Here is an 11544-nt window from a genome sequence, read left to right as displayed (position 1 = left end):
GCCGCTTTGAACAATCTCGGTCAGGCGCTGCCGGGCGCGGCATGTGCCGGCCCGGGGCCTTGAAGCAGGATGCTCAGCGGCGCTTGGCCATGGCATCGGTGAAACGATCGAACAGTGGCGCGACGTCGGTCGGGCCTGGGCTCGCTTCAGGGTGGCCCTGGAAGCTGAACGCGCACTTGTCGGTACGCTCGATACCCTGCAGGGTGCCGTCGAACAGCGACTTGTGGATGGCGCGGACGTTGCCCGGCAGGGTGGCTTCGTCAACGGCAAAGCCGTGGTTCTGGCTGGTGATCATGACCACGCCGGTGTCCAGGTCCTGGACCGGGTGGTTGGCACCGTGGTGGCCGTGGCCCATTTTCACGGTCTTGGCGCCGGAAGCCAGGGCCAGCAGCTGGTGGCCGAGGCAGATGCCGAATACCGGAATCTCGGTTTCGAGGATTTCCTTGATCGCCTGGATGGCGTAGTCGCATGGCTCGGGGTCACCAGGGCCGTTGGACAGGAACACGCCGTCCGGGTTGAGTGCCAGCACTTCGCTGGCCGGGGTCTGGGCCGGCACCACGGTCACGCGGCAGCCACGGGCTACCAGCATGCGCAGGATGTTCAGCTTGACGCCGTAGTCGAAGGCAACCACGTGGTACGGCAGGTCGGCAGCTTCGATGGTCGGGTGGCTGTCGGTTTTCAGCTCCCACACGCTGGAGCGCCACTCGTAGCGTTCCTTGGTGGAAACGACCTTGGCCAGGTCCATGCCCTTCAGGCCCGGGAAACCGCGGGCAGCAGCGATGGCGGCTTCTTCGCTGATGTTGTCACCGGCGAGGATGCAACCGTTCTGGGCGCCCTTTTCACGCAGGATACGGGTCAGGCGACGGGTGTCGATGCCGGCGATGGCAACGACGTTGTTGGCCTTGAGGTACTCAGGCAGCGACTGGGTGTTACGCCAGTTGCTGGCCAGCAGCGGCAGGTCACGGATGACCAGGCCAGCGGACCAGACACGGTTCGACTCGGCGTCTTCCGGCGTAGTACCGGTGTTGCCGATGTGCGGGTAGGTCAGGGTAACGATTTGCTGCGCGTAGGAAGGGTCTGTAAGGATTTCCTGGTAGCCGGTCATAGCGGTGTTGAATACCACCTCACCAACGGTCTGACCGTCGGCACCGATAGCTTCACCGCGGAAAATACTGCCGTCGGCAAGGGCGAGTATGGCTGGCTTTGTCAAGAAGACCTCCCGTAAATCAAGCATGAAAGGGCGATCGCAGGTTGCAAAAAAGCGGAGTGACGTATGGACACGTCACCCCGCTTTCATGTGCTGAATTCAATTCGCTGCGCGCTTTTAGTGGACACACTAAAGCTGTAGCTTACAGAAAAGTGCGTTTTTGGTCTACCGCATATGTGTCTCTAAAACACATCAATGCGACAGGCTGACATCTGTGGTGGTTTCTTCGCGGGTGAACCCGCTCCTACAAGGACCGCACAAGGCCTGAGCCCTGCACAAATCCCGTAGGAGCGGGTTCACCCGCGAAGAAGCCGACACTGCTCCAACGGCTTAACGCAGTTCTAGCACATCCTGCATGTCGTACAGACCAGGCTCACGCCCATCCAGCCACAGCGCCGCACGCACGGCACCCCTGGCAAAGGTCATGCGACTGGAAGCTTTGTGGGTGATCTCCACGCGCTCACCTTCAGCAGCGAACAGCACGGTGTGGTCACCTACCACGTCACCAGCACGCACTGTGGCGAAGCCGATGGTCTGGCGCTCACGCGCACCAGTCTGCCCTTCACGGCCATACACGGCCACTTCCTGCAGGTTGCGGCCCAGCGCCTGGGCAACCACTTCACCCATGCGCAGCGCAGTGCCCGATGGCGCATCGACCTTGTGCCGGTGGTGCGCTTCGAGGATTTCGATATCCACATCATCACCCAGCACCCGCGCCGCAGTATCCAGCAATTTCAGGCACAGGTTGACGCCAACGCTGAAGTTGGCGGCGAAGACAATCGGGATTTCCTTGCCGGCTTCGACCAGTTGCTGCTTCTCTTCCGGCGTGAAGCCTGTGGTACCGATGACCATGGCCTTGCCCGCCTTGCGGCAAAACGCCAGGTTCTTCAGGGTCACCGAAGGGTGGGTGAAGTCGATCAGCACGTCGAATTCGTCAACCACCTTGCTCAGGTCGTCGGAAATCGGCACACCAATACGGCCAAGGGCCGCCAACTCACCGGCATCAGCCCCCACCAGCGAGCTGTCCGGGCGGTCGATCGCCGCCGTCAGGCCCGCCTGAGGCGCCTGTTGCTGCACAGCTTCGACGAGGGTCTTGCCCATCCGCCCAGCCGCACCCATCACTGCAATACGTCGCATAGCCATTTCCTTGTCAGAGATCGCCGAAGAAGCGCTTTACGCCATCGAACCAGCCACTGGCCTTGGGCGAGTTGTCGCCTTCCAGCGAGCTGCGCAACTCTTCGAGCAGCTCGCGCTGGCGACGGCTGAGGTTGACCGGGGTTTCCACCGCCACACGGCACAGCAGGTCACCCGCACCACCGCCACGCACCGGCGCCACACCCTTGCCACGCAAGCGGAACTGCTTGCCGGTCTGGGTGCCTTCCGGAATCTTCAGCTTAACGCGACCATCCAGGGTCGGCACTTCCAGTTCGCCACCCAGGGCGGCATCGGTGTAGCTGATCGGTACTTCGCAGTACAGGTGCTTGCCGTCACGCTGGAAGATCTCGTGCTCACGCACATTGATCACCACGTACAAGTCGCCAGTCGGGCCACCATGGGTACCGGCTTCGCCCTCGCCCGACAGGCGGATGCGGTCGCCAGTATCGACACCGGCCGGCACCTTGACCGACAGGGTCTTGTATTCTTCGACACGGCCTTCGCCATGGCAAGAGGTGCACGGGTCGGTGATGATCTTGCCTTGGCCATGGCAGCGCGGGCAGGTCTGCTGCACCGAGAAGAAGCCCTGCTGCATGCGCACCTGGCCTATACCGCCGCAGGTTGGGCAGGTCGACGGGGTCGAGCCCTTCTTGGCGCCGGAACCATCGCAAGGCTGGCAGTTGACCAACGTGGGCACGCGGATGCTGACCGTGGTGCCACGCACCGCTTCTTCCAGGTTCAGCTCCAGGGTGTAGCGCAAGTCACTGCCACGCTGGGCACCGCCACGTCCGCCACCGCGGCCACCGCCGAAGAAGTCACTGAACACATCACCGAAGATATCGGAGAAGTTGGCGCCGCCAAAGCCAGCACCACCGCCACCCATGCTCGGGTCGACGCCGGCATGACCGTACTGGTCGAACGCCGCACGCTTGCTCGCGTCAGACAGCACTTCGTAGGCCTCGTTGGCCTCCTTGAACATGTCTTCCGACTCTTTGTCGCCCGGGTTGCGGTCCGGGTGGTACTTCATCGCCAGGCGGCGGTAAGCCTTTTTGAGGTCTGCTTCGCTGGCGCCGCGCTCGACACCCAGTACCTCATAATAATCACGCTTGGACATAGGTCATTTGCACCTTGTTGGGCGTCTGGCATCTGCGCCGCGCCATCAGCACCTGCCTTTTGCCCACCATGGGACGCCGACAGATGCTGTAAAAATTCTCGAATTCCAGATACGCCAACGCGGGAGCAAGCCCCCGCGCGGCGACATCCTACCAGTTCACCGGCAAACGACGGTGAACTGGCCGACAACATGCAACGATTACTTCTTGTCGTCGCCCTTCACTTCTTCGAACTCGGCGTCAACCACGTCATCGTGCTTGGCTTCCGGCTCGGCCTGCTGTGCGCCACCCTGAGGCTGTTCGGCCGACTGCTCGGCGTACATCTTCTGGGCAACCGGCGCGGAGACCTTGGACAGCTCTTCGACCTTGGCGTCAATTGCGGCCTTGTCGTCGCCTTTGACAGCGGCTTCCAGTGCAACAACAGCAGCCTCGATGGCGGTTTTCTCTTCTGCGGTAACCTTGTCACCCGCGTCAGCGACCATCTTGCGGGTCGAGTGAACCAGCGCGTCACCCTGGTTACGGGCAGCGGCCAGTTCTTCGAACTTGCGGTCTTCCTCGGCATTAGCCTCGGCGTCACGCACCATGCGCTCGATTTCGTCGTCCGACAGGCCGGAGTTGGCCTTGATCACGATCGACTGAGTCTTGCCGGTGGCCTTGTCTTTGGCGCTAACGTGCAGGATGCCGTTGGCGTCGATGTCGAAGGTCACTTCAATTTGCGGCACGCCACGCGGTGCTGGCGGAATGTCAGCCAGGTCGAACTTGCCCAGCGACTTGTTCTGCGCAGCCTGCTTACGCTCACCCTGCAGCACGTGAATGGTCACAGCGCCCTGGTTGTCGTCGGCAGTCGAGAACACCTGCGACTTCTTGGTCGGGATGGTGGTGTTCTTCTCGATCAGCGCGGTCATCACGCCACCCATGGTTTCGATACCCAGGGTCAGCGGGCTGACGTCCAGCAGCAGTACGTCTTTCACGTCACCGGCCAGAACAGCACCCTGGATGGCAGCACCCATGGCCACGGCTTCGTCCGGGTTGACGTCCTTGCGCGCTTCTTTACCGAAGAAGTCGGCAACGGTTTTCTGTACCAGCGGCATACGGGTCTGGCCACCGACCAGGATCACGTCGTCGATCTTGCTGGCGTCGATGCCGGCATCTTTCAGGGCGATGCGGCAAGGTTCGATGGTGCGCTGCACCAGCTCTTCAACCAGCGACTCCAGCTTGGCGCGGGAGATTTTCACGTTCAGGTGCTTAGGACCGGTCGCGTCTGCAGTGATGTACGGCAGGTTGACATCGGTCTGCTGAGCGGACGACAGCTCGATCTTGGCCTTTTCAGCGGCTTCTTTCAGACGCTGCATGGCCAGAGGGTCGCCCTTCAGGTTCATGCCGGACTCTTTCTTGAACTCTTCGACCAGGTAGTCGATCAGCAGCATGTCGAAGTCTTCGCCACCCAGGAAGGTGTCGCCGTTGGTAGCCAGTACTTCGAACTGGTGCTCACCGTCGACTTCGGCGATTTCGATGACCGAAACGTCGAAGGTACCGCCACCCAGGTCATAAACGATGACAGTGTGGTCGCCCTTGGCCTTGTCCATGCCGTAGGCCAGTGCAGCGGCGGTTGGTTCGTTGATGATGCGTTTTACGTCCAGGCCTGCGATGCGACCGGCATCCTTGGTAGCCTGACGCTGGCTGTCGTTGAAGTAGGCCGGTACGGTGATGACCGCTTCGGTCACTGGCTCGCCGAGGTAGTCTTCGGCGGTTTTCTTCATCTTTTTCAGGACTTCGGCGCTGATTTGCGGCGGAGCCATTTTCTGGCCGTTCACTTCAACCCAGGCGTCACCATTGTCGGCCTTGGCGATCTTGTACGGAACCAGCTGGATGTCTTTCTGCACGACCTGCTCTTCGAAGCGGCGGCCGATCAGGCGCTTCACCGCGAACAGGGTGTTGTGCGGGTTGGTAACAGCCTGGCGCTTGGCCGACTGACCTACCAGGATTTCGCCATCGTTGGCGTAGGCCACGATCGAAGGGGTAGTACGCGCACCCTCGGCGTTTTCGATGACTTTGACGTTACCGTTTTCCAGGATGGAGACGCACGAGTTGGTGGTCCCCAGGTCGATACCGATGATTTTGCCCATGTTAACTCTCCCGAAACTTGAATTTGGTAGCAGCGACTACTTTGGCCAACTGCGGTAATACTTGAAGGCTTGACACCTAGATGGGGATGCCCCGGCGGATTTCAAGCCTTTTCATTGATCGAGGGTTGCGCCGCGCTCGGCGCCTTGCTGACCACCACCATGGCGGGGCGCAGCAGGCGGCCATTCAGCAGGTAACCCTTCTGGAACACGTTCAATACGCTGTTTGGCTCGACTTCAGCGTTTTCCTGCATGGCCATGGCCTGGTGGTGCTCAGGGTTGAACGGCTGGCCGTGCGGGTCGACGGCTTCGAGGTTGTAGCGCTTGAGGGTGTCCTGGAACATCTTCAAGGTCAGCTCGACGCCTTCGCGGATCTGCTTGACGTGCTCGTCTTCAGCGCTGGAGTGGGCCAGGGCCAGTTCGAGGCTGTCGATAATCGGCAGCAGGTCGCTGGAGAACTTCTCCAGGGCGAACTTGCGGGCCTTGTCGACCTCCTGTTCAGCGCGACGAATGCTGTTCTGCGCTTCTGCGGCAACGCGCAGCGACTGGTCCTTGGCGGCGGCCAGCTGTTCCTCGAGTTCCAGAACACGGGCGTCAGCAGTGGTTTCTGCACCAGTTTCTTCAACGTTAAGGTCTTTTTCGTTCAGCTGTTCGTCAGCCATGGGGTCTCTCCTGCGCAATTTTGTGGACTGCGAGCCAGGCTCGCCTTGGATGTCGGCTATATGGGGCCGGAAAAACCAGCTTCAAGGGGCAAGGTGGTTTTCCGGGCTGCAACAGAATCTGCCAAGGGGCATTGGCAGGCCAGAAAAAAGTACTGTATAAATAACCAGACCTGACCTTTCGGGAGCCGCCCCATGCTGGTGCACCTGTCCATTCACAATTACGCCATCGTCGAGCACCTCGACCTCGAAATCGCCCGCGGCATGTCCGTCATCACGGGCGAGACCGGTGCCGGCAAATCGATCATGCTCGACGCCCTCGGCCTGGCCCTGGGCGACCGAGCCGACAGTGGCGTGGTACGCCCCGGCACCGACAAGGCAGACATCCTTGCCACCTTCGACCTGGTGGACATCCCCGAGGCCCATGCCTGGCTGGCCGAGCGCGACCTGGACAACGACGGCCTGTGCATCCTGCGCCGGGTGATCACCGCCGAAGGCCGCAGCCGTGGCTACATCAACGGCACCCCCTGCCCGCTCGGCGACCTCAAGGCGCTGGGCGAGCTGCTGATCGATATCCACAGCCAGCACGAGCACCAGTCGCTGCTGAAAACCGACACACACCGCCGCCTGCTCGACGAGTACGCCGGCGCCGTCGACCTGGCCCGCCAGGTGCAACTGGCCGCCAAACGCTGGAACCAGACCCGCCTGGAGCTGGAGCGCCTGTCCAACTCCGGCGATGAGCAACGCGCACGCCACCAGTTGCTCAGCTATCAGCTGGAAGAACTGGACAACCTTGGCCTGGGCGAACACGAACTGGAACACCTGGAGCAGGAACACAAGAACCTGACCAGTGCCGAAGCCCTGTTCGGCATCTGCCGCCAGGTCATCGACCAGTGCAGCGAAAGCGATTCGGGCAACGTGCTAAGCGCCCTCACTTCCAGCCTCAACCGCCTTGGCGCCGCCACCAATTCACCCAAGGCTCTGGGCGAAGCGGCCAACCTGATCGCCAGTGCGCAGATCCAGGTCGAGGAAGCAATGGGCGAGCTCAACCGCTTCCTCGACAACTTCGACGCCGACCCGATGCGCCTGCAGGCGCTGGAAGAGCGCCTGGATACCATCTATACACTGGCGCGCAAACACCGCGTGCACCCTACCGAACTGCCCCACCTGCAGCAGCAGTTGATGGAAGAGCTGGAAGGCCTGAACGCCAGTGACGAATCAATCGAGCAGTTAGGTGAAGAGCTGGCCGCCTTCGCCCAGCACTATAAAGAAAAGGCCCGCGAACTGAGCGCCCTGCGCCAGCAGGCCGCACAGCAACTGGCGGTGGCCGTGGAGCAGGAAATCCAGCGCCTGGGCATGCCTGGCGGGCGCTTCTGCATCGAACTGACGCCCAATGAGGGCACAGACCTTTCGCCACATGGCCTGGAGCAGATCGAGCTGCTGGTCAGCGCCAACCCCGGCCAACCGCTCAAGGGCCTGGCGAAGGTGGCTTCGGGTGGCGAGCTGTCGCGTATCAGCCTGGCGATTCAGGTGATTACCGCACAGACCTCGCGCATCCCTACCCTGGTATTCGACGAAGTCGACGTGGGCATCGGCGGGCCTACTGCCGAAATCGTCGGCCAGTTGCTGCGCCGCCTGGGTGAGCGCGGCCAGGTACTGACCGTAACCCACCTGCCACAGGTGGCTGCGCAAGGTCACCACCACCTGTTCGTGCACAAAGTGCGCAACAGCGACACCACCCACACCGCGGTGGCCAGCCTGGGCAAGCGTGAGCGGGTCGAGGAAGTGGCGCGGATGCTCGGCGGTATCGACCTGACCAAGGAATCCCTGGCGCATGCGCGCAAGATGGTTGTAAGCGGCAAGGCCTGACGCTGCTCTACAAGGCCGGTGCAGTCCCTGTAGGAGCGGCCTTGCGTCGCGAAAGGGCTGCGAAGCGGCCCCATATTTTTAGCTTCGCAGCCAATATTGCCGGGGCCGCTTCGCAGCCCTTTCGCGACGCAAGGCCGCTCCTACAAATGCCAGCTTCGCCTTCAAGCCCCCAGAAAGCACAAAGGCGACCCGAAGGTCGCCTTTGCTGTCCATAACGAAAAATCGTTACTTCTTTTTACGCACATACAGGACCAGATTGTGGTCCACCAGCTCGTAGCCATGTTCGGCCACGATTTCACGCTGGCGCCTTTCGATTTCGGCATCCATGAACTCGATGACTTCACTGGTATCCACGTTGACCATATGGTCGTGGTGACCGCCATCGGCCAGTTCGAACACCGCGTGACCGCCGTCGAAGTTGTGGCGAACCACCAGACCCGCTGCTTCGAACTGGGTCAGTACGCGATAGACGGTGGCCAGGCCGACGTCCTCGCCAGCTTCCATCAGCGCCTTGTAGACGTCCTCGGCACTCATGTGACGCTGCTCCGTGGAGTCGAGCATCTGAAGGATCTTGACTCGAGGCAGGGTCACCTTGAGGCCGGCTTTGCGCAATTCGCTATTTTCAACCATGGTCAGCTTTCTCGCCGATGCTGCTTCGCAGCTTCTCTTAATACGGGTATGATCGGGGTTTACGTTGTCCAGCCAAGATAGTGGAAGTCGCCCACCGATGCAAAACACCAAGCTCTTGCTAAACAGCCTCGCCCTCGCGGGACTGCTCGCACTCGCCGGTTGCTCGTTTCCCGGGGTTTACAAAATCGACATCCAGCAGGGCAATGTCGTTACGCAAGACATGATAGACCAATTACGCCCCGGAATGACCCGACGGCAAGTAAGGTTTATCATGGGCAACCCGCTGATCCAGGACACCTTCAACACCAATCGCTGGGATTACCTGTACAGCCTGCAGCCAGGTGGCGGCAAACGCCAACAAGAGCGCATGAGCATTTTCTTCAATGAAAATGACCAGCTGGTCAGCCTTTCTGGCGACTTCATGCCGGGCGTCAGCCGCGACCAGGAAATCCTCGGTGGCAGCAGCGACACCACCGTCAGCCCTGGCACCGAGCCTGGCCAGACCGAGCAGCCGGCCCCACAGCCGGTGGAAAAACCGGCCAAGCCTGGTTCGACCGAAGAGTCTATCCAGCGCGAGATCGATACCATCGAGACCACCCCGGTCCCGACCCCGGCACCGCTGGAAACCCGGTAATCGGGCAGCAGATGCAAAAAAGCCCGGACGTGTTCCGGGCTTTTTGTTGGTGCCTGCTCAATCAGCCATACAGTTGCTTGGCACGCTGGCAGAACGCATCGACCAAGGTATTGGCCGCCTGGTTGAACAGCGGGCCCAACGTGGCCCGTACAATCGACCCGGCATAATCGAAGGACAGGTCCAGGCTGATCTTGCAGGCCTTGTCACCCAGCGGCTTGAACACCCACACACCATGCAACTGGGTGAATGGCCCCTCTTCAAGGTTCATCTCGATGGACTGCCCCGGCACCAGCACGTTGCGTGTGACGAAGTGCTGGCTCATGCCGCCCTTGGCGACATCGAGCTTGGCGCGCATGTGTGTGTCGCTGGCCTCTATTACCGTCGAAGCCGAGCACCACGGCAGAAACTCAGGGTAGCTGGCCACATCGTTGACCAGATCGTAGAGCGCCTGGGCGGGGTATGGCAGCAGGGCGGAGCGTTGAATATGGGTAGTCATCCAGGCGTCACTTCCAAGGCTGGGTGGCGGCGCTTCGCAGCGTGCCGAAAACAGGTGCTGTCAGCAAGACAGGGGCAGTATTGTCCGGTATTCATTGCAGTGGCTCAAGCACACTAAATCCCATAGCGAACGACGCGCCGACTTGCCTATAATGCCGCCCCTATGGCTAAACAAAAGAAACATCCGACCGGGACCATCGCGCAGAACAAGAAGGCGCGACACGATTACTTCATCGAACACAAGTTCGAGGCCGGGCTGGTCCTGTCCGGTTGGGAAGTAAAAAGCCTGCGAGCCGGCAAGGCGCACCTCGTGGACAGCTACGTGCTGCTCAAGGACGGTGAAGCCTGGCTGTTCGGCAGCCACATCACCCCGCTGACCACGGCCAGCACCCACGTCATCGCCGACCCTATCCGCACGCGCAAGCTGCTGCTGAACAAGCGCGAGCTCGAGCGGCTGGAAGCTGCGGTGGCGCAAAAGGGTTACACCTGCGTGGCCTTGTCGCTGTACTGGAGCAAGCACCTGATCAAGTGCGAAATTGCACTAGGCAAGGGCAAGAAGGAATTCGACAAGCGCGACACCGTGCGCGAACGCGATTCCAACCGCGAGCTGCAGCGGGCTGTGCGGAACAAGGGCAAGGAAGACTAGATCTTCTTTAGCCTGTTCTGGCCTCTTCGCGGGTAAACCCGCTCCCACAGGTTATGCGCCAGACTCGAAGGTGGCGCACTCCCTGTGGGAGCGGGTTCACCCGCGAAGAGGCCAGCCCAGCCAACACAAGGCTCAGCGCCCGCTGCGCCGCTCCGCCCGCGCCACACGCTGCGCCTCGTCATGCGCCTCTTCCAGCACCTCCTGCACATACAGAATGTGCCGGCTGGACACCTCCCGCGCATCCTCCGCCCTGCCCTCGACAATCGCTAGGTACAGTTCCCGGTGCTGACTGATCAGCATGTCCCGAGTCTCGGTGCGCTGCTGGTACATACCCCCGATATTGGTCACCACGTTGCGCTTGAGCAGGTCGAACAAACCTCGAATGGTGTGTAGCAGCACAGCGTTATGGCTAGCCTCGGCAATCGCCAGGTGGAAGCGCGCATCGGCCGCGCCCTCTTCTGCCCGGGTCACTTCATCAACCCTGGAATAGCAGTCTTGCAGCACATCGAACGCTGCCTTCAGCCGCGCGCGATCTGGCTCGGTGGCGCGCTGGGCCGCGTAATAGGCGCAGGAGGCCTCCAGGGTATGGCGGAATTCAAGCAGGTCACGCTGCGCTTCGGCGCTGTGCTCAAGTAACTGCAGCAGCGGGTCACTGAAGGTCGAGCCCAGTGATTCGGCAACAAAGTTGCCGCCGCCCTGACGACTGACCAACAGCCCCTTGGCCACCAGTTTCTGGATCGCCTCACGCAGTGACGGGCGGGACACGCCAAACTGTTCGGCAAGCGCACGCTCGGCCGGCAGCCGCTGGCCCGAGGTCAGGGTGCCTTCCAGAATCATCGCTTCCAACCGATCGACAATGTCGTCGGACAGGCGCCGTTGGCGGACCTGATCAAAAACCATCACATGCTCTCCACAAACCCCCGGCAAATTTCAGGGGGCGCCTATTCTCGCCGATCCACGCCACGCAAACACCCATCAGCAGCGGATTTTCCCAGCCCACCAGGTGCCCGCTCA

The 11544-nt window shown here is 61.2% G+C and carries 11 protein-coding genes; 3 read left to right on the top strand and 8 right to left on the bottom strand.

Annotated features, from left to right (window positions below; translation table 11 throughout):
• Positions 1-73: 73 nt before the first annotated feature.
• From carA to grpE, 5 genes are all read right to left on the bottom strand, one after another.
• Entirely contained in the window at positions 74-1210 is a 1137-nt protein-coding gene (carA, locus tag ACIP1G_RS23465) for a glutamine-hydrolyzing carbamoyl-phosphate synthase small subunit (RefSeq protein WP_346644903.1), read from the bottom strand.
• A 327-nt stretch (positions 1211-1537) separates the two neighbouring features.
• Positions 1538-2344: a 4-hydroxy-tetrahydrodipicolinate reductase gene (dapB, locus tag ACIP1G_RS23460; protein ID WP_400741177.1), complete on the bottom strand. Its 807-nt coding sequence runs from the start codon at positions 2342-2344 to the stop codon at positions 1538-1540.
• 13 nt (positions 2345-2357) lie between these two features.
• Positions 2358-3476, bottom strand: coding sequence for a molecular chaperone DnaJ (gene dnaJ / locus ACIP1G_RS23455; RefSeq protein ID WP_400741175.1), 1119 nt, complete (start codon positions 3474-3476; stop codon positions 2358-2360).
• A 198-nt stretch (positions 3477-3674) separates the two neighbouring features.
• Positions 3675-5600, bottom strand: coding sequence for a molecular chaperone DnaK (gene dnaK, locus ACIP1G_RS23450; RefSeq protein ID WP_400741173.1), 1926 nt, complete (start codon positions 5598-5600; stop codon positions 3675-3677).
• Between the two features lie 101 nt (positions 5601-5701).
• Positions 5702-6259, bottom strand: coding sequence for a nucleotide exchange factor GrpE (gene grpE, locus ACIP1G_RS23445; protein ID WP_400741172.1), 558 nt, complete (start codon positions 6257-6259; stop codon positions 5702-5704).
• 192 nt (positions 6260-6451) lie between these two features.
• Here grpE and recN point away from each other — a divergent pair, with 192 nt between their 5' ends.
• Complete coding sequence (gene recN, locus ACIP1G_RS23440) at positions 6452-8125, top strand: DNA repair protein RecN (RefSeq protein ID WP_400741170.1); 1674 nt, start codon at positions 6452-6454, stop codon at positions 8123-8125.
• A 225-nt stretch (positions 8126-8350) separates the two neighbouring features.
• Here the strand turns inward: recN and fur are convergent, their stop codons facing one another.
• The gene (gene fur, locus ACIP1G_RS23435) at positions 8351-8755 is read right to left on the bottom strand and encodes a ferric iron uptake transcriptional regulator (protein ID WP_275636900.1); all 405 of its coding nucleotides are present in this window, start codon (positions 8753-8755) and stop codon (positions 8351-8353) included.
• A gap of 97 nt (positions 8756-8852) precedes the next feature.
• Here fur and ACIP1G_RS23430 point away from each other — a divergent pair, with 97 nt between their 5' ends.
• The gene (locus ACIP1G_RS23430) at positions 8853-9389 is read left to right on the top strand and encodes an outer membrane protein assembly factor BamE (RefSeq protein ID WP_400741169.1); all 537 of its coding nucleotides are present in this window, start codon (positions 8853-8855) and stop codon (positions 9387-9389) included.
• A 61-nt stretch (positions 9390-9450) separates the two neighbouring features.
• On the opposite strand, the gene ACIP1G_RS23425 is transcribed toward ACIP1G_RS23430, so the two are convergent.
• Positions 9451-9885 (bottom strand): type II toxin-antitoxin system RatA family toxin, encoded by a 435-nt coding sequence (locus ACIP1G_RS23425; RefSeq protein ID WP_400741167.1) that lies wholly within the window; start codon positions 9883-9885, stop codon positions 9451-9453.
• Positions 9886-10047: 162 nt separating this feature from the next.
• Between ACIP1G_RS23425 and smpB the strand changes: the two genes are divergently transcribed.
• Positions 10048-10530, top strand: coding sequence for an SsrA-binding protein SmpB (gene smpB / locus ACIP1G_RS23420; RefSeq protein ID WP_266031246.1), 483 nt, complete (start codon positions 10048-10050; stop codon positions 10528-10530).
• A gap of 132 nt (positions 10531-10662) precedes the next feature.
• On the opposite strand, the gene ACIP1G_RS23415 is transcribed toward smpB, so the two are convergent.
• Positions 10663-11430: a GntR family transcriptional regulator gene (locus ACIP1G_RS23415; RefSeq protein ID WP_400741165.1), complete on the bottom strand. Its 768-nt coding sequence runs from the start codon at positions 11428-11430 to the stop codon at positions 10663-10665.
• Between the last annotated feature and the right edge of the window lie 114 nt (positions 11431-11544).

It is taken from the genome of Pseudomonas sp. NPDC089392, from assembly GCF_044749595.1.
In the GTDB taxonomy this organism is placed as follows: Bacteria; Pseudomonadota; Gammaproteobacteria; order Pseudomonadales; family Pseudomonadaceae; genus Aquipseudomonas.
The sequence above is the reverse complement of the archived record's forward strand: the minus strand, read 5'-3'. Positions and strand labels throughout refer to the sequence as shown.